At 56.6% G+C, this 17290-nt stretch carries 18 protein-coding genes and 1 pseudogene; 16 read left to right on the top strand and 3 right to left on the bottom strand.

The window, feature by feature from the left end; all coding sequences use genetic code 11:
* The first annotated feature begins 179 nt into the window (after window positions 1-179).
* Together HB680_RS21155 and msrA are read left to right on the top strand one after the other, a co-directional pair.
* A complete protein-coding gene (locus HB680_RS21155; protein WP_213940435.1) occupies window positions 180-854 on the top strand; it encodes a hypothetical protein in 675 nt (224 codons plus the stop codon).
* A 93-nt stretch (window positions 855-947) separates the two neighbouring features.
* Window positions 948-1454, top strand: a complete 507-nt coding sequence (gene msrA / locus HB680_RS21150; RefSeq protein ID WP_213940434.1) for a peptide-methionine (S)-S-oxide reductase MsrA — start codon at window positions 948-950, stop codon at window positions 1452-1454.
* Between the two features lie 76 nt (window positions 1455-1530).
* On the opposite strand, the gene HB680_RS21145 is transcribed toward msrA, so the two are convergent.
* Entirely contained in the window at window positions 1531-1911 is a 381-nt protein-coding gene (locus HB680_RS21145; RefSeq protein ID WP_213940433.1) for a RidA family protein, read from the bottom strand.
* 227 nt (window positions 1912-2138) lie between these two features.
* Between HB680_RS21145 and HB680_RS21140 the strand changes: the two genes are divergently transcribed.
* The 7 genes and pseudogenes from HB680_RS21140 to HB680_RS21110 form a co-directional block, all read left to right on the top strand.
* Window positions 2139-2591 (top strand): Ohr family peroxiredoxin, encoded by a 453-nt coding sequence (locus HB680_RS21140; RefSeq protein ID WP_213940432.1) that lies wholly within the window; start codon window positions 2139-2141, stop codon window positions 2589-2591.
* A 103-nt stretch (window positions 2592-2694) separates the two neighbouring features.
* Window positions 2695-3147, top strand: a complete 453-nt coding sequence (locus HB680_RS21135; RefSeq protein WP_213940431.1) for an Ohr family peroxiredoxin — start codon at window positions 2695-2697, stop codon at window positions 3145-3147.
* Window positions 3148-3297: 150 nt separating this feature from the next.
* Window positions 3298-3756 carry a MarR family transcriptional regulator gene (locus HB680_RS21130; protein WP_213940430.1) on the top strand — a complete coding sequence of 153 codons (459 nt, stop codon included), beginning with the start codon at window positions 3298-3300 and terminating at the stop codon, window positions 3754-3756.
* Window positions 3753-4052, top strand: coding sequence for a hypothetical protein (locus HB680_RS21125; protein ID WP_213940429.1), 300 nt, complete (start codon window positions 3753-3755; stop codon window positions 4050-4052). The genes HB680_RS21130 and HB680_RS21125 overlap by 4 nt, the downstream gene beginning before the upstream one ends.
* A gap of 132 nt (window positions 4053-4184) precedes the next feature.
* Window positions 4185-5066: a pirin family protein gene (locus HB680_RS21120; protein WP_213940469.1), complete on the top strand. Its 882-nt coding sequence runs from the start codon at window positions 4185-4187 to the stop codon at window positions 5064-5066.
* A gap of 146 nt (window positions 5067-5212) precedes the next feature.
* Window positions 5213-5908 carry a tRNA (adenine(22)-N(1))-methyltransferase TrmK gene (locus HB680_RS21115; protein ID WP_213940428.1) on the top strand — a complete coding sequence of 232 codons (696 nt, stop codon included), beginning with the start codon at window positions 5213-5215 and terminating at the stop codon, window positions 5906-5908.
* 97 nt (window positions 5909-6005) lie between these two features.
* A pseudogene (locus HB680_RS21110) lies at window positions 6006-6119 on the top strand (alpha/beta hydrolase); the annotation flags it as partial.
* Window positions 6120-6367: 248 nt separating this feature from the next.
* Here the strand turns inward: HB680_RS21110 and HB680_RS21105 are convergent.
* Window positions 6368-7021 carry a hydrolase gene (locus HB680_RS21105; protein WP_213940427.1) on the bottom strand — a complete coding sequence of 218 codons (654 nt, stop codon included), beginning with the start codon at window positions 7019-7021 and terminating at the stop codon, window positions 6368-6370.
* A gap of 274 nt (window positions 7022-7295) precedes the next feature.
* On the opposite strand from HB680_RS21105, the gene HB680_RS21100 reads away from it, so the two are divergent.
* From HB680_RS21100 to HB680_RS21085, 4 genes are all read left to right on the top strand, one after another.
* Entirely contained in the window at window positions 7296-8192 is an 897-nt protein-coding gene (locus HB680_RS21100) for a LysR family transcriptional regulator (RefSeq protein ID WP_213940426.1), read from the top strand.
* 350 nt (window positions 8193-8542) lie between these two features.
* Window positions 8543-8866, top strand: a complete 324-nt coding sequence (locus HB680_RS21095) for a hypothetical protein (protein ID WP_213940425.1) — start codon at window positions 8543-8545, stop codon at window positions 8864-8866.
* 196 nt (window positions 8867-9062) lie between these two features.
* Window positions 9063-9323 carry a DUF6429 family protein gene (locus HB680_RS21090; protein ID WP_213940424.1) on the top strand — a complete coding sequence of 87 codons (261 nt, stop codon included), beginning with the start codon at window positions 9063-9065 and terminating at the stop codon, window positions 9321-9323.
* 235 nt (window positions 9324-9558) lie between these two features.
* The gene (locus HB680_RS21085; RefSeq protein ID WP_346657413.1) at window positions 9559-10929 is read left to right on the top strand and encodes a hypothetical protein; all 1371 of its coding nucleotides are present in this window, start codon (window positions 9559-9561) and stop codon (window positions 10927-10929) included.
* A gap of 297 nt (window positions 10930-11226) precedes the next feature.
* Here the strand turns inward: HB680_RS21085 and HB680_RS21080 are convergent, their stop codons facing one another.
* A complete protein-coding gene (locus tag HB680_RS21080; protein WP_213940423.1) occupies window positions 11227-13614 on the bottom strand; it encodes a DUF4238 domain-containing protein in 2388 nt (795 codons plus the stop codon).
* A 632-nt stretch (window positions 13615-14246) separates the two neighbouring features.
* Between HB680_RS21080 and HB680_RS21070 the strand changes: the two genes are divergently transcribed.
* The 3 genes from HB680_RS21070 to HB680_RS21060 all read left to right on the top strand — a co-directional run bounded on the left by HB680_RS21070 (window position 14247) and on the right by HB680_RS21060 (window position 17238).
* A complete protein-coding gene (locus HB680_RS21070; RefSeq protein WP_213940421.1) occupies window positions 14247-15383 on the top strand; it encodes an NAD(P)/FAD-dependent oxidoreductase in 1137 nt (378 codons plus the stop codon).
* 282 nt (window positions 15384-15665) lie between these two features.
* The gene (locus tag HB680_RS21065) at window positions 15666-16526 is read left to right on the top strand and encodes a CAP domain-containing protein (protein ID WP_213940420.1); all 861 of its coding nucleotides are present in this window, start codon (window positions 15666-15668) and stop codon (window positions 16524-16526) included.
* A gap of 79 nt (window positions 16527-16605) precedes the next feature.
* Window positions 16606-17238: a LysE family translocator gene (locus HB680_RS21060; RefSeq protein ID WP_213940419.1), complete on the top strand. Its 633-nt coding sequence runs from the start codon at window positions 16606-16608 to the stop codon at window positions 17236-17238.
* Window positions 17239-17290 lie beyond the last annotated feature (52 nt).

Genomic DNA, 17290 nt, shown 5'->3' with positions numbered 1-17290 from the left:
CCACGTCGCTCAACATCCAGCAACCGGCCGTGTTCAATGGCTTTGTGACTGATGGGTTATGGAGAACATCATGAAATTCAAGCTTTTTTCAGGCGTTGTATTGGCGCTCGCGGCAACAGCAGTAATGCCCGGCGCCTGGGCTGCAGAGGCACGCGCCTTGGCGGCGGATGGCGCGGATCATGTCGGTGCTGGCGCAGTTGCCGCTGACGGTTCAGACCATGTCGGTGCCGGCGCAGTCGCCGCTGACGGTTCAGACCATGTCGGTGCCGGCGCAGTTGCGGCTGACGGTTCGGATCATGTTGGTGCCGGCGCAGTTGCGGCTGACGGTTCGGATCATGTTGGTGCCGGTGCAGTCGCCGCTGACGGCGCGGATCATGTCGGTGCCGGTGCAGTCGCCGCTGACGGCGCGGATCATGTCGGTGCCGGCGCAGTCGCCGCTGACGGCGCGGATCATGTCGGCGCCGGTGCAGTTGCGGCTGACGGCGCGGATCATGTCGGTGCCGGCGCAGTTGCGGCTGACGGCGCGGATCATGTCGGCGCCGGTGCAGTTGCCGCTGACGGTTCAGATCATGTCGGTGCCGGTGCAGTCGCCGCTGACGGCGCAGATCATGTCGGCGCAGTTGCCGCTGACGGTTCAGATCATGTCGGTGCCGGTGCAGTCGCCGCTGACGGCGCGGATCATGTCGGCGCTGGCGCAGTCGCCGCTGACGGCGCAGATCATGTCGGCGCCGGCGCAGTCGCCGCTGACGGTTCAGATCATGTCGGTGCCGGAGCAGTCGCCGCTGACGGCGCAGACCACGTCAGCGCCGCTCGTCTCGCCTATTCCCGCAGTGGCATCGGTTCGGATCGGGTAGCATCCTCGCTGATGGACGGCAGTTTCTCCGACCAGTTCAACAGCCCGATCGGCAACCAGTAACGTGCCACTTCATTCAGGGGAATGACTATCTATGACGACGCAAACCGAAACCGCCCTCCTGGCCGGTGGTTGCTTCTGGGGCATGCAGGATCTGCTGCGACGCTACCCCGGCGTGGTGTCCACGCGGGTCGGTTATTCGGGCGGCGATGTGCCGAATGCGACCTATCGCAACCACGGTAACCACGCGGAAGCGATCGAGATCGTGTTCGACCCGGAGCAGATCAGCTACCGCCAGATTCTCGAGTTTTTCTTCCAGATCCATGACCCGACCACCCAGAATCGCCAGGGCAACGACATCGGCGCCAGCTACCGCTCTGCCCTTTTCTACCTCAGCGATGAGCAGAAACGGGGCGCCGAAGACACCGTGGCTGACGTCGAAGCGTCCGGCCTCTGGCCTGGCAAAGTGGTCACCGAAATCACCCCGGCCGGGCCGTTCTGGGAAGCCGAACCGGAACATCAGGACTACCTCGAACGCCTGCCCGACGGTTACACCTGCCACTTCATCCGGCCAAACTGGAAACTGCCACGGCGCGGGTAATCACTGAACAGAGGCGGCTCGAATGAGGCGCCTCTGTTGTTTCAACCGTATCCGACGCACCGGACAACTCATGAATTCAACCCTTCGCCGCCATCGCGGTGACTTCCACACGCATGCCTTCAACCGCCAGGGCGGCCACGCCAACGGCGGCGCGAACCGGCCATGGCTTGGCGAAGAAGCGCTGGTAAACCTCGTTGAACGCGGCGCGGTCGGCCATGTCGGTGAGGTAGATGGTCAGGTGCAGAACCCGGTCCATCGAACTGCCGGCACCTTCCAGCGCTAACTTGAGCGCCTGCAAGGTGCATTCACTTTGCTCGACAATCCCGCCCAACTCCAGGCTGCCATCGGCACGGGTGGGAATTTGGGTGGAGACCAGCAGGCCGCCGAAACCGGCGACGTCGGAGGAAATGGAGTCCGCGTCGGGGTCGGGGATGAAGGTGATGTCTTGGTTTGCCATGGGGGATCTCTTGAACAGGAGTCGTGTATCGGGCGGCCAGTTTACAGCCCCATCGGCAGGCTGTTAGAACATTGGTTCGAAAACGCGGATTTACCACTCATCGGCAAGGCACACATTTCCCTATTGACACCCTCCCAGCATTTGGAGGACTATTATTTCCATCGTATGCGATATAAACGTATACGATAACAAAATCACACCTAATGCAATTTTTGAGGATTCATCCCATGAGCAAGATCGAAAAAGTCCTGGCCAGCGGCAAAACCCACACCACCCTGAGCAGCGCTGGCACCACTTCCCGTGGCCATAACGGCACCGTCGACATCCAGCTCTCTTCGCCCGGCAGCACCAAACCGGCCCACGTGTTCACCGCCATCCAGCCGCACCCGACCGCCGAGCAACTGTTCTCCGGCGCCTGGTCTGCCTGCTTCATCGCCGCTGTCGGCCTCGCTGCCAAGCAGTTGAACGTTGCGTTGCCGGCCGATCACGCCGTGGATATCGAAGTCGATCTGGGCCAGACCGGTGAAGCTTACTTTCTCCAGGCTCGCTTGACCCTGCGCGTGCCAGGCTTGTCAGAAGACACCGCGAACGCACTGGTGCACGCCGCCGACAGCATCTGCCCGTACTCGAAAGCGATCAAAGGCAACATCGACGTGGCCTTGAACGTTCTCACGGCGTGATGCCTGAGCAGACTCGATCACAACTGACTTTCTAAAAACCCCAAATATGTCGCATGCGATGCAAACGCATGCGACAACCTTGCCAAAACGTTGAGACCTCATCATGAGCAAGATTGAAAAAGTACTGGCCACCGGCAAAACCCACACCACCATCAGCAGCACGGGCAACACGTCCCGCGGCCATAATGGCAGCGTCGATATCCAGCTCTCCTCGCCCGGTAACGCGAAGCCAGCTCACGTGTTCGCAGGCACTCAACCGCACCCGGCCGCCGAGCAACTGTTCGCCGGCGCCTGGTCGGCCTGCTACACCGCCGCCATCGGGCTGGTGGCCGGTGAGATGAACGTGGTATTGCCGTCGGATTTCTCCGTCGACATCGAAGTCGATCTGGGTCAGACCGGCCCGGCCTATTTCCTTCAGGCGCGGTTGACGCTGCGGGTGCCAGGCTTGCCCCAGGACGTGGCAACGACCCTCGCGCACACCGCCGACCAGATCTGCCCGTACTCGAAAGCAACGCGAGGCAATATCGACGTGGCCCTGAACGTTCTCACCGTGTGATGCCTGGTGTGGTCGGTTCGACGCTGCCCTGCTCGTCGAACCGGCCGCCCACCGCCGACAGCCACCCCAACTTTGAGCACTTCCGACACCATCGCACACGATGTATATTTCACGCATTCAAGCCATCAAGACTGGCCAAAGAGGATGCCCATGGAACCCACCGACAAGACCCTCCCCGCAGACCTGAAACTCTCCGACTTCCTGTGTTTCGCGGTCTATTCCACCAACCTGGCCTTCGGCAAAGCCTACAAACCGGTGCTCGAACGGGTCGGGCTGACCTACACGCAATACATCACCATCGTTGCGTTGTGGGAGGCAGACAATCAGACCGTGGGCAGCCTCGGTGAAAAGCTGTTTCTGGAATCAAACACCCTCACCCCCATCCTGAAAAAACTGGAAGCCATGGGCTACGTCCAGCGCCAACGGGATCCCGAGGATGAGCGCCAGGTACGGATCAACCTGACGCAGGCCGGTCGCGATTTACGCAAGGACCAGCCGCAATTGGGCGCCGATACCACGGGCCTGACCCAGGACGAATTCACGCAATTGCAGAAAGCGATCGTGCGGTTGCGCAGCAATGTCATCAAGTCGACGAAAGACGGGGAATGAACGCGCACCGCCCTGCCCTGAGCGCCCGCGAGGTCTGCCAGTTATTGCGCGACGTCGCCCTGGGCATTCGCCCGTTGCAGCGCCTCGGCCCTGGGCAGATCGACATCGAAGGCTGGCGCTTGACCCTCGACCTGGACGGCAAACACGTTCGGCACTGCCAACACTGCCAGAGCCCGGACGGCCGCGAAGGCGCTTTCGAGAGCTGGCAGCGTTTCGGCACCGACCCGGTGAGTTTGCTCAGCACCTGGGAATTGGCGCAGATCGAGCGCTTGCTGAGCGACGTATCCCACCGCTGATACGACTGCCTTGAGACCCCAGCCCGGCATTACTTCGAAAAATGGATGAGTCCAAGCCAGTCACGGCGACTTATCAACCCATTCCTCGCTCGATACCCTTGGCGTCTCTCTTTAAATGTCCGAGGCATGAACATGACCCCGCTCAGCGCTCGTCACCCCGACAACGCCCGCCGTATCAGCCACAGCACCCGTGGTCACGGGCATGGCCCGATTGTGCGGCTGATGAGCCCTTCGGATTTCGGTCAATGGCTCAAACCGTTCGTGTTCCTTGACCTGTTCGAAATGGACCTGCGACGGTTTGGCAACATGCCGCTGCACCCGCATTCGGGGATTGCCACCATCACCGTCATCACCGAAGGCAATCTGCGCTTTGAGGACCCGGACGCCGGCACCGGGCATATCGGGTATGGCGGCGTCGAATGGATGCGCGCCGGCGCAGGCGTCTGGCACGGCAAAGAGTTATCGGCGGGCACGTCAGCGCAGGTCCAGGGCTTTCAACTGTGGATCGCCCTACCCGCCGAGCTTGAACTCGCGCCGGTGGACAGCCAATACCTGGAAGCCGAAGCCATGCCCCACGCCGGCCCGGCCCGGGTGATTCTCGGTGAGCACCAAGGCGTCCGCAGCCCGGTGCGCGCACCGTCCGGCATCAACTATTTATTGGTCACCCTGGCAGCGGGCCAACGCTGGGAATACCAGCCACCGGCCGACCATGAAGTGCTTTGGCTGAGCGTCAGCCGTGGCACCCTGTACTCGCCGGAGCCTGTCGAGGCCGGTGAACTGGTGGCCTTCGAACCCGGCAACGGCACGTTGACACTCCAGGCCGGGGACCAAGGCGATGCGGTGTTCGTGCTCGGCTCGGCAGTGCCGCATCCCCACGACCTGAAAATGGGCAGCTACTCGGTGCACACCAGCGTGCAAGCATTGAATGCCGGGGAAGCCAATATTGCGCAATTGGGCGAACGTCTTCGGGCGCAGGCATTGCCGGAAGGGCGTTCGGTGCCGATTTACAAGTGAGGTGACTCGCACGGGAGTGCCGTTATCAGGCTGATGGCGGCGCCCCCCGCGATCAACCGGCATTTGACACACACGCCGTTGCTCGACACAGTCACGCCCCGATCCGGCCAAAGGTGCCGGGCGTTCGTGGTGATAAGGGGCGGCAGTTGAACGAACACACATTGTCCATGCGTCTGGAGCGTGTGGCGGCGCATGTGCCGGCAGGTGCGCGCCTGGCCGATATCGGCTCGGACCACGGCTACTTGCCGGTGGCGTTGATGCGCCGTGGCGCCATCGTCGCGGCGGTGGCTGGCGAGGTGGCGTTGACGCCGTTTCGTGCGGCTGAACGCACCGTGCGCGAGAACGAGCTGGAGCAGCAGGTCACCGTGCGCCTGGCCAGTGGCCTGGCGGCGATCGAGCCGGCGGACGGGATCACCGCGATCAGCCTCTGCGGCATGGGCGGCGAGACCATCCGTGACATCTTCGACAGCGGCAAGGCCCGCCTCAACGGCCAGGAACGCCTGATCCTGCAACCCAACGGCGGCGAACAACCCCTGCGCCAATGGCTGATGGACAATGACTACCGCATCCTCGTTGAGGAACTGCTGCGGGAAAAGCGCTTCGACTACGAAATCATCGTCGCCGAACGCGCCGGGTCGGTGGAATACACGGCTGAGGAACTGTACTTCGGCCCATTGCAGATGCAGGCGCGCAGCCCGGAGTTCTTGGCCAAGTGGCAGCGCATCCTGCGGGAAAAGCAGAAGACCCTGAGCAGCTTCGCCCATGCACGCGAAGCCGTGCCCGAGGAGAAGTTGCAGGAGATTGCCCAGCAGGCGCGGTGGATCACGGCGCTGCTGGCTTGAGCCGCTAGACAGCTGATGCCGTCGGGGACAGGTGATGATGAATTCTGACAAAAGTCCGCAAACGCCCTGGCCTGCCACCGAGCAGAATTGAAAACAGATGCGTCATTTCAATAAAAAACGCGCCTGGCTGCCGCGCTTTCGAATCCGCAATCGCTTCACGCCCCGCGTGATTCAGGCGCTGCTGCGCGCCAGTCAAATCGAAAAAAAATCTACCTCTTTTGGGTTGTGATCGTACCCCTGCGCGAGAACGATCAAAAACCGTAGGAGCAAAGCTTGCTCACGATGATGGCATGTCAGCCATCATTACTATCAACTGACCCACCGCTATCGCTGTAGGAGCAAAGCTTGCTCGCGAATGCGGTGTGTCAGTCAATATTTAAGTGGCTGACACTCCGCATTCACGAGCAAGCCCGCTCCCACCGTTTTCGGAGAAATAAATCTATCCCCTTCTTTACCGAATCAACCTACGGTGGTCGGCACTGGCGTGTTGAGCAACTGCTGTTCCCACAGATACGCAATGCCGCTACCGGCGGCATGCTGCTGGAGCACCTCCGTCAGTGCGCCAGCCGTTTCCGCCCGAGCCCAATCCCGCTGCCATTCCGCAGCCAGCGCCAGCCACGTCATCATGTTCGCGCCGGCCGCGATCATGCGTTGAATGGCGACCTGATGCGCCTCCACGGAAACCGCGCCCGATGCGTCGGTGATCACCGTCACGTCCCAGCCTTCCCCGAGGGCCTGGATCACCGGCATGGCGACACAGATTTCGGTCCACAGCCCCGCGATGACCAACTGCTTGCGGCCCGTCGCTTTCACCGCGTCCACGACCTTCGGATCTTCCCAGGTGTTGATGAACGTCCGATCAATGACCTCCTGGCCGGGAAACACATCGGTGATTTGCGGAAAGATGAAACCACCCCGCTCGGCGATCACGCTGGTCAGGATGGTGGGCACGTTGAAGGCCTTGGCCGCTTTGGCCAACGCCGTCGCGTTGTTGACCACCATCTGCGGTTCATGGCTGTTCAGGTTAGTCAGTTGGTACGGCTGGTGGTCAATCAAAACGAGTACCGAATCTTCTGGGCGAAGAAGCGAAGCAACGCCGTTACGAAAAGTCATTAATACATCCTTGGTTGTCTTATGAACGGGATTGGTTTTCGGGCAACGAGCACCAGCGGTGACGTTGCCTGAGGACAACACTGTGCTGTCCCCCTACTCGTTCCGGTAGCCGCGTCCGGTGCTTAGCTGTGTCGCCAAAAGAGGAACACCCCCTAAATCCCTGGGCCGCTCAAGAACAGGACAACCCGCCTGACACGACGGGCGTGTTGTTCCCCGATTTGCATCGGTAGTAGCATCGCAACGCGTGCCATGTTGCGAATTGGGGAACACTGATTTGGATATCGAAGAGCTTCAGACATTCGTGGAAGTGGCAGATGCGGGGGGCGTTTCACCTGCGGCGGTTCGGCTTGGCGTGTCCAAGTCCATCGTCAGTCGCCGATTGGCGCGGCTGGAAACCGAGCTTGGCGTGCAGTTGCTTGCACGCACGACTCGCGGCGCGGCCCTGACTGAAGCCGGCGCCACGTTTCGCGACTATGCCGCCAGGGTCTGCACCGAAATGGACATCGCCAGGGAAGCGATCCTGCCCGCCGGCGCGCTGCGCGGTCGCCTGCGCGTCGCCGCACCGCTTTCGTTTGGCCCGACTCATTTCGCCCCCCTGCTGGCGGAAATGGCCCGACGCCACCCCCAGCTTCAAATCCAGACTTGCTACACCGATCGCTTCGTTGACCTCATCGCCGAGGGTTTCGACTGCGCGATACGGGTGGGCTACCTTCAGGATTCCAACCTGATCGCAAGACGCATCGGCCCGATCAAAGGCAAACTGGTCGCGAGCCCAGGTTACATCAGCGCCCATGGCTCACCTGAGAAGCCAGACGAACTCATCGCCCACCAAGCCCTGATGCAGAGCACCGAAGCCTGGCAATTTATGGATGGCGACAACGTCATCTCGGTTCGTCCGCAGGGACGCTTCAAAGCCGACAACGGCGTCGCCCTGGTCGCCGCCGCCGTCGCAGGACTGGGGATCGCTTACCTGCCCGATTGCCTCACCCACGACAGCGTGACCTCCGGGGCGCTTGTACCGATCATGACCCGCTATCCGCCACCCCCGGCGGGTGCCTACATGGTCCGACCGGCAGGCCAACATCCCGCGCAGAAAATTCGGGTTCTCACCGAACTCCTGATCGAGTATTTCGGCGAGTCGCCGCACTTTGCGGGAACTGCCTCTTCCTGATCAGGCCGTCGTAGCGTCGAAATTTCCGGGCAAGGTCTTCGGAAGTTTCCTTCAAGTTGTGGCGGCTTTGGTGAACTGGTGCGGGGTGGGTTCGATGGGTAGGCTTGGGTTGTCACTGAAATCAGTGAGGGGGTGTAGGAACCCTTTAAAGCATCGGTAATGCGTTAGCCATTGAAGTCAGATTTGCGGCCCGCCATGTGCGCCCGTAAAATCCGTCGCGGCGGCTATGCGCGGGCACGTTTCGGCGTGGTCGAGTTTTCCGATGCTCGGTATTCCTACCCCGCGTATAGCTGCCACCCAAGCCTGTAGGAAGGCTGATGTCAGCTCCCATTTTTCATCGGAAGCTTAAAATGACAACACTACATCCCGACCCACCCTACGAAAAACCAACGCCCCACCCCAAAAGCCGTTTCATGGCGCTTACCAGCAACTGCGACGACATGCCCACCCTATTCGTCGACACCCACGCCCCACTCGATGTTTTGTATGACGCCGCCAACTACCGAATCCGCGCCGTAACCCAAGTACTGGAGAACCTGTCCATGCGCGATTCAATCGAATGTCAGTCCTTCATCCTCAGCGACTTTGCCTTACTCTGCGCCATTCCGTTGCGCGACGGCTGTGATGTGCTGGATGTGATTGGACGACGGTTGCGGGCGATGCCGTCGGAGTAGCGTGATGACCCTTCCCATGCGCGGCGTGGGAAGGGTCAATAAATCTGTCCCCTTCTCGCGGCAGAATTGCGCAGCGCTCGGCTGCGAGTGTCTTTGCGAGTGTTGATTTTTCTGAGCAAAGGGGATTTATTAAAAGTGATCTTGATGGCTGATGGCGTTTACGGTGAGGTTAAAGAATACGAGCGGAGCAACGATCATGGAATACGACGACAAACTGATTGAAGAAGCCGTGCTAGCCCTGTTGGCAACCTTCAGTTTTGATAATGGCCATGCTTGGAAAGGGTTCGACTTCGAGACCATGAGCCGATTGCACGAACAGGGTTTCATTAGTAATCCGGTGAACAAGAACAAATCGATTTGGTTGACGGATGAAGGGCTGGAGCGAGGTCGGCAGATAGCCGCCCGGTTGTTTGGGATGGGAACTCAAATGGAGCATTTATCCGACTTGGATACCTGACTTCTGCCACGGTCGCAAGGTAGGCGCAGTTCATGGATCGCCTACTTTAAAACAATAAACAGAGGGGACAGATTCATTAAAAGTGATCGTAATACTGGAGTCTGCTATTGGCCGCTTTCGGCCAGAAGCAGACCTTGGAAATGCTGAAGCCACGGCAGCATATTCATTTGCCCATAAACCATCCTCCCGGCAATGTCATAATGCCTCATAAGGACGAAAACCCGCGGAGGGATGAGTGACTAATTTCGTATTTTCACGTAGAGCGATGCAGGCACGCATCATCGCCCTGGCACAAACTCTAGACAACGCTCAGCTGAGATCACTTATAAACCGACTTAACGCTAATGATGCCACCCGGCTTCATGCGATGTGGGAACTAGTAATCTTACATGGGCTTTGCCAGGTCGGGGATCTCAAGCACGAACAGGTGTTGCCCAATGGGCGTTGCCCTGATATTGACTGGAAGATAAAAAAGCAAGATTGCGACATCCTTTCAATCATCGCTGACATAACCACAATATCAGATGACGGTCTTGAAGCTCAGAACCCCATCAAATTCCTCCGCGAGGAAATTTTTAGGCTCGCCATAAAGCTCGGGTTACTCCCTGGAAATTTCTGGTGTGACGTGCGCGGAAAAACTATAGGCTCATTCCATAAAAGCAAAATGCGCCTGATGATGCCTGAAAAGCATGAGATAAGTAGCTTCATAAAAAACGAGCTTGAACCATGGTTTTACAATATCAAAAAAAATCGAACTATAAAATCAACATTTGACCGCACTGAAAAAGATCTCAACTTCAAGATTATTTTCGACCCTACTTGGGAAAATGGCGGCGGCAGCCATACCAGTTACACGGTCGCGACATCTAAAACTATTAACCCATTATTTAGCGCACTTAAAGGAAAGGTTAAGCAGTTAAATGGTGCCCCAGATGACGCACTTCGCCTTATCATCGCCTGCGACGGAGGTTGCGATCTACTCAGGCATGGGGCTGGAGGAAAGTCGCACTACACCTATAACTCTAGAGAAGTTGCTGAAGATTTTTTACGTCAGAATAGTAGTATTGATTTTGTCTTGCTGACGACAACAACTGAACTTCGCCAATCATTTGGATTGCCAACCAATTACCAAATGAGCTACGAGCTAGTTTGTGCACCACCAGCTTCCCGCTCCCAGCGTGTGACACTGAACTCGATTAATTCAGTTACCGAAGCATTGCGTGTTGCCTTATCGAATGTACCAAAGCCGCTTCGTCCCGCTTACCACTCCGCTTCGTTATTAAAACAGCCTGGTGTAGGCAATGATCAGTTAGGAGGATACTCCATGCAAGGGCATGAGATTAAAATTTCTTCGAGAGGGCTAATTAGGCTTCTCGCAGGCGAGATTTCTGTCGAAGAGTTTAACCGAGCACACAGATGGAATGAACCGAACTCACCAAATAATCCATTTGCTGCTCACCTTAAAAGCAGGTTGATGATCAGCAAAATCGATGTAACTGCCGGCAAAGATACCGATGACGATGAAATAACATTTACTCTTGATAAGTTTGACGCAGCCAACACTAATTTTTCTATGCCGAACACAGACGAAACGAACAAAACGTAGAACTGGCCATGGGTCATACTCACTTCGCCCCCCCCGACTGTGTAGGAACACTAGCGAAAAAGAAGAGCCCCGAACAACAAAGCGGGTAAGGGCTTTTTTACAAATTACAAACACCGTTCAATTGAGATTAAATGGCATCGATTGGACTATGGCATTTGGGTTTTTTCTCGAGAATAAGTTTTCAATATGTTCACGGGCAATATAGTTGTACTCCATCGTGTCAAGGGGGGGGGGGCGTCCCCTTCCTGTGTCTGCCACGACCGTTTCTTAGTTATAATATCATTTCAAGTGACGAGCTTAATTTTGAATAGCAATACCATAGATGGATCTGACCTTATGATCATATCTCGTGCAGCCAGATCGAATTAATAACCGTTGAACATGAGGGTCATTGAGCCCGCCTTCAGGGCTTAATATTGTCAAGATGTTGGTAGGTGCCGATTCTAAAGCCTGCCCAATTTGACTAATAAAACTCGCTGCTTGTTCAGCTAGTCGAGCCAATCTAGCATTGTCTCTGTCATTATCTAAAACCATGCGATCTACTGACTTTAGAATATTTCTGGCTGTGGCGAATAGACCCTGAGTTCTCTGAAAGGAACTCAAAAATTGTGTATCAGTTTGAGTTAAATTTAATCTCTTCAGAATGCCGCCCCATGGATAGTTGACAATACCTTGGGTTCGATGCTGTGCTGAAACAAACTCCTCCCATCTTGAACCACTATCTGTGACTAAAACAGAACCAGTTACCTGAGCTATAAATAATGCCATCTCATAATTTGGTAGCATACTAGACTTCATAAACTGACCGCTTCCGCCGAAATCAACTTTTTGCAACAACATCAACGGCGATGCTTCTGAATGTTGTTCAAGCTCGGAAATAGCGTCTAAAGACATTTCTTCAGTCAGTCCAAGCTGATTAACTAGTGCTCGAACTTGTACATCTTTAGGTAGCATTGCTATCGAATTTAATAAATCTTCAATCGACAGACGGAGGTTTAATGCTAGGTCCTGCTCGCAAATCTTGACTTGGCCACGAACTGCATATCGAGCCTCAGCCATTTCCATTATCGCCATCATTAAATCGTGGTCAAAATCAGTTGGACTAGGGATGAGATTCACAAGGCCAAGCTCAATAAATGGTTCCACCTCAAGCATAAACAGAAAATCCTTTAATGCCTGACACTTAAATTTTTCTGGCGATTTAGTTGGACTGAATTCCGGTTTAACGTTATTAGGATTGATGATAGGTGACGCTATCAAGAGCTCGTCAAATACAGAGGCCATAGGCAACGCATGCAAGCTAATCACTCGAACGTCTAATGGTCCAGCATAAAGCCCTCGAAATTTCCCGTCTGACTTAGGTAGCAGCGAGTAAATATCAGTTTCACGGGGCCACAAAACGGAGTAGAAGTCGTAAATTTCCGCTATCTGTTCATTAGATAACTCGCGTCTGACGTCCAGCCACGTTTTACCCTGTTCGAAACCAAGAACGCTCCGAATACAATTGCAAAATGCCAGATTCCGCTCTCGTATACTTGCTACCTCCCAAGTGACCCTAAGGTCAACCGGAACATCTCGACAACAGTTCTTATACTTTCGGCCACTTCCACAGCCGCAGAAATCGTTGCGGCCGACTTTAGCCTCATCAATATTCTTATTTAGAAATTTGTTCGCCTTCTTTGTTCGACCAAATGCATCCTGATACTGAACCGAGCCGTCTTTGAACTTCACAAACATTTCACCACCATATCTGTGAAGTTCACCAGCAGGGGGCAGCAGGACGCTCCGAATACTAGCCCAATCGCAAGTAACTAGGTTTTCCGGATGCAGCCAATCTTCCTTGCCAGCAGCTACGGAAGATTGAGCCCTACTTTTAATAACGTGATTGATTTTGACAACCTCGCCAGCTGTAAGCTTGCGAGTTTTAATAAACTCTATGGTATTAACCATGCTTTGACGAACACGGGTGGCATTGATCCGCTGCTCAAGCGGATTTACATTGTCAGGGTCTTGAGCATACTCAAGGTTCGTTAGAATCAAACAGCGATTCTTATCCAGCGGAAATATTGTCTGCGACCCTTTTAACGAAATATCTGGATCGTTCGGATATTCACATAACTCTGAATCAGGAGGACATGCATAATTATAAATCGTAACAGGATGATCGGAAATTATAAATTTCACATCAGAGTCTTCAGCAGACACTAACTCTCGGACGCTTTCAGCCCATAAAGTACAATGCATTGTGCGTAAAGATTGCATCTCCATCATCAACTGCAATTGGCTTAACTCATGATATTTACTCTTAATCCATTCCAAGCCTTTAGGGGTTCGCAACTTTTGCGCATCAAGATAGACAAATAAATTTTTAAAATTATGATGCCATTCAGACAGGTCGTCATTCAGGAACGCGCGAATAGCTTTGGAGCCGTTATCGTCAATTGGTCCAAAAAGCTTTTGCTCAATATCGTCATTAATTTCGACACCGAAGAATGTCGAGTAAAGGTCTACTTTATAAAATTGCTGAGCGGGCGTATGCCATTTTTTGGAGTTGACGATCTTGAATTCACCATTCTTCAGATCTATATTTCGACGCGTAACATAGCAGAGCTGGCAGTCTCGCTCATCCATGAAACCTTTTTGATACCACTGCGCAACAAAATGATTATCCCTCGTTTTATTCATTACGTTCGCCGCCAACTATTTAGCAATGTTTAAAAAACTATACCACTGGAAGCAAGATTTGAAAAAAAACGGAGCGCACACAAGAAGATCACTGAATCGCTTAGAGTTTCTTGGACACATTGGACTGGCTTCTTCCGGCCGAAAGCGGGCGCTCTTGAGGGGCCGCTTATGGCCGTTAACTGCCTTCTCCACCTCAATCAGCCCCCCCACCACCTGCTACATTCCACCCACCCACTCCCGCGTCCCAAGACATCACATCAAAGGAACTCATGCCCGAATTCCTAGTAGCCCTCCTAAACGCCTTATCCCTCATGGATACCTCTGCTCAAAAGGAAGGCCAATCCACACGCTCTCAACACCATCGAAAACTAATCCGTGTGTTGTTCATCCTCTGCATGATCCCCTGCTGCACGGTGGGTTTGATGCTCTTGATCGAATGGCTGAGTAATCTGGGGCCAGTGGCGCAGAAAGTGGCGATGGTCGTGGGCGCAATCCAGTTGATGGGTTTACTGGCATTGCTAAGTCGCCGGAACAAGGCTTAGACGCTCACGGCTTTCATCGCCCACGCACTACAAAGCCAACCCCCGCCTGTGTTAGATACTCACCACAACCCCAATCCCACAGGAAGGCGCATGAACACTCCCATCGCAATCATCGGTGCCGGGCTCGGTGGCTTGGCCCTTGCGCGGGTGCTGCATGTCCACGGCATCGCGACCACTATCTATGAGGCCGAACCTTCAGCAGACGCCCGCGCCCAAGGTGGTCTGCTGGATATCCACGAATACAACGGGCAGCTCGCGCTGAAGGCGGCGGGCCTGTTCGAGCAGTTCCTGGGCATTATTATCGAGGGCGCCGATGCCAAGCGGATTTGCGACAAGCATGGCAACGTGTTGCTGGATTGGCCGAGCCCGGATAACGGTGGTCGGCCCGAGGTTGAGCGCGGGGAGCTGCGCAGGATTTTGCTTGAGTCTTTGCCGGCCGACACGCTTCGCTGGGGGCACAAAGTCACTGCGGTGGCCTCGCTCGGCGGTGGGCGGCATGAGGTGACCTTCGCCAACGGTGCAACCGTGACCACCGATGTGTTGGTGGGTGCCGATGGTGCGTGGTCGCGGGTTCGTCCGTTGCTGACCGATGTGAAACCTGCCTACGCCGGGCTGTCCTTTATCGAGACCTTTCTGTTTGAAGCCAACCGTCGCCATCCGGCCAGCGCCGAGGTGATTGGCGACGGCACGTTGATGGCGGTGGTGCCGAATCAGGGCATCCTGGCCCACCGCCACGGGAACGGCACTTTGCAAAGCTATGTGGCGCTGAACCGGCCGGAGGACTGGTTCGCCCGGCTCGATCTCTCGAATCCTGCGACGGCCATGGCCCGTGTTGCCGAGGCATTCGATGGCTGGGCGCCAGCGTTGATCGCGTTGATCACTGATTCGGACACTGACCCGGTGCTGCGCCCGATCCATGCGTTGCCGGTCGGCCATCAATGGGACCACGTCCCCGGTGTAACCCTGCTCGGCGATGCCGCGCACTTGATGTCGCCGTTCGCCGGCGAAGGCGCCAACCTCGCGTTGTACGACGGGGCCTTGCTCGCCGAGGCGATTGTTGCCAACCCTGGCGATATCGACGCCGCGCTGATCGCGTATGAGAAAGACCTGTTCCCGCGCAGTGCGGAGGTTGCGGCGGAAACGGACAAGAACCTGAAGCTGTTTTTCAACGAAACCGCACCGCAGGGCATTCTGGATTTGTTCACTCAATATTTGCCCCACCAATGACCGCTTCTTCAGGCTCGGCCACGCCGACAAATCAGCACCTCGTTTCGTGTGGTCGTCCAATCCTGAACGCAGGCGCGGCCACCGACTGCGCGGATGGCAAAATGGGCATCCGCGCTGTCAGCAATCACCCCGGCACAGACACCCGGCACCGCCCTTGAATTTGCCCCGGTGCCACCATGAACCAGATTCAAAACCCGCAGTCTCAGACCTGCCCTGAAATGCGCTAGCCCTCGGCAGCGCACCTCAGCCCCATGGTCGTCTTTCATCAGAGCCGTTCGCCTCATGCGCCAATCCATCGTGCCCCTTCGCGTTGTTTCGCTCTGCCTCATTCCTTTGTTTCCCCTGTTCGCCCTCCCCGCCCACGCCAGTGAAGAACGGCAATTGGTGTCGGAGATCAACGACTACCGCGCCCACCCGCGAGGCTGTTCGATACGCCCGGTCCAACGCTTGAATCCGCTGGTGCTGAAGTCGAACCTGGCCTTGCCCGTCGGTTATGGCGGTGCGTTGCGCGAGGGGCTGAAACAGAACGGCTATCAAGCGGTGACGGTGCGCACCATCCGCCTGGTGGGCGCGCAGGATGCCGAGGACGCCTTCGACATGCTGCAAGACCGCTACTGCGGCGCATTGCTTGATGCGCAATATGCCGACATCGGCATTAGCCGCGCCCGCAGCGAGTGGCAAGTGGTGCTGGCAAGGCCGTTGCTCGACAATCAGATGGGCGACGGGCGAGCGGCGAGCAAGACCTTGCTGGCTGAAGTCAACGCGGCGCGAGCCAGGCCACGGATGTGTGGTCGCCAGCGTTTCGCCGCCGCCCGGCCGCTGAGCTGGAATGCCGCGTTGGGTGCCGCTGCGCAAGGCCACAGCAAAGCCATGGCCTACGGCAACTACTTCGCGCATCAGGACCCCGACGGTGACATGCCGGCGGACCGCGCCAGGGCCGCCGGTTTCCGTGGCCGTCAGATCGGCGAAAACATCGCCGCCGGCCAGGGTTCACCGAGCAAGGCCATGGCCGGTTGGCTCGCCAGCCCCGGGCACTGCGCCAACCTGATGAACCCGATGTTCACCCAGGTCGGCGCAGCCTTTGCCACGGATGCGCGCAGCGACGAAGGCGTCTACTGGACGATGCTGTTCGGCGCAAAGTGAGCGAAAAGCCGTCTACAGAACCGCCACGGATTTAGGTAGAGTGAGGCCCTTGCGCAACGCCTGCACACGGGGAATCACCATGATCAGTCTTTCAGTCCTTGCACTGTTTTCCGGCGCCTGCCTGGCCCTCGCACTCACGCCCGGCCCCGACATGTTGCTGATCGCGTCGCGCAGCGCCAGTCAGGGACGGGCCGCCGGCTTCGCCTCCCTGGCGGGCATACAACTGGGCACCTATTGCCATGCACTGGCGGGCGCGTTGGGGCTTTCCCAACTGTTTCTCACGGTGCCCGTCGCGTATGACGTGGTGCGTTTCGCCGGCGCGGCGTATCTGGCGTTTCTGGCCTGGAAAACATTCAGGTCCGCCGGCACACCGCTGTCGACGGACATCGCCGTCGCGGCCCATCCCCTGCCGCAGATTTTCAAACAAGGCCTGCTGACCAACCTGTTGAACCCGAAGATGGCGTTGTTTGTGCTGGCGCTGTTTCCGCAGTTCATCAACCCGCAGTCGGGCTCCATTGTCGTGCAGATGCTTGCGCTGGCCACCGTGCTGAACCTGATCGGCCTGCTGGTGAACGGTGGCGTCATCGTCATGGCCAGCCAACTGAGCCAACGCATGGCGGCCAGTAGACGGGTCGGCAAACTGATGAATCAACTGCTGGGCGTGGTGTTTCTTGGATTGGCCTGCCGCTTGGCCCTGGCCAGTCGCAACTGATGACTCAACCCGCCTCGCCGCTACCGGTCGCCGCACCCGGTAAACTCACCGC

This window comes from Pseudomonas sp. dw_612, assembly GCF_018449725.1.
Classification (GTDB): Bacteria; Pseudomonadota; Gammaproteobacteria; order Pseudomonadales; family Pseudomonadaceae; genus Aquipseudomonas.
Note: the sequence above shows the minus strand (reverse complement) of the source record. Positions and strands in the feature narration are given on the sequence as shown.

What these genes read in the sequence shown, in the direction of transcription:
- HB680_RS21145 (WP_213940433.1), bottom strand. Translation starts at nt 1,911, where the DNA reads ATGGCAAACCAAGACATCACCTTCATCCCCGACCCCGACGCGGACTCC.
- HB680_RS21155 (WP_213940435.1), top strand. Translation starts at nt 180, where the DNA reads ATGTCGGTGCTGGCGCAGTTGCCGCTGACGGTTCAGACCATGTCGGTG.
- HB680_RS21135 (WP_213940431.1), top strand. Translation starts at nt 2,695, where the DNA reads ATGAGCAAGATTGAAAAAGTACTGGCCACCGGCAAAACCCACACCACC.
- HB680_RS21120 (WP_213940469.1), top strand. Translation starts at nt 4,185, where the DNA reads ATGACCCCGCTCAGCGCTCGTCACCCCGACAACGCCCGCCGTATCAGC.
- HB680_RS21130 (WP_213940430.1), top strand. Translation starts at nt 3,298, where the DNA reads ATGGAACCCACCGACAAGACCCTCCCCGCAGACCTGAAACTCTCCGAC.
- HB680_RS21080 (WP_213940423.1), bottom strand. Translation starts at nt 13,614, where the DNA reads ATGAATAAAACGAGGGATAATCATTTTGTTGCGCAGTGGTATCAAAAA.
- HB680_RS21065 (WP_213940420.1), top strand. Translation starts at nt 15,666, where the DNA reads ATGCGCCAATCCATCGTGCCCCTTCGCGTTGTTTCGCTCTGCCTCATT.
- HB680_RS21095 (WP_213940425.1), top strand. Translation starts at nt 8,543, where the DNA reads ATGACAACACTACATCCCGACCCACCCTACGAAAAACCAACGCCCCAC.
- HB680_RS21140 (WP_213940432.1), top strand. Translation starts at nt 2,139, where the DNA reads ATGAGCAAGATCGAAAAAGTCCTGGCCAGCGGCAAAACCCACACCACC.
- msrA (WP_213940434.1), top strand. Translation starts at nt 948, where the DNA reads ATGACGACGCAAACCGAAACCGCCCTCCTGGCCGGTGGTTGCTTCTGG.
- HB680_RS21105 (WP_213940427.1), bottom strand. Translation starts at nt 7,021, where the DNA reads ATGACTTTTCGTAACGGCGTTGCTTCGCTTCTTCGCCCAGAAGATTCG.
- HB680_RS21125 (WP_213940429.1), top strand. Translation starts at nt 3,753, where the DNA reads ATGAACGCGCACCGCCCTGCCCTGAGCGCCCGCGAGGTCTGCCAGTTA.
- HB680_RS21090 (WP_213940424.1), top strand. Translation starts at nt 9,063, where the DNA reads ATGGAATACGACGACAAACTGATTGAAGAAGCCGTGCTAGCCCTGTTG.
- HB680_RS21070 (WP_213940421.1), top strand. Translation starts at nt 14,247, where the DNA reads ATGAACACTCCCATCGCAATCATCGGTGCCGGGCTCGGTGGCTTGGCC.
- HB680_RS21060 (WP_213940419.1), top strand. Translation starts at nt 16,606, where the DNA reads ATGATCAGTCTTTCAGTCCTTGCACTGTTTTCCGGCGCCTGCCTGGCC.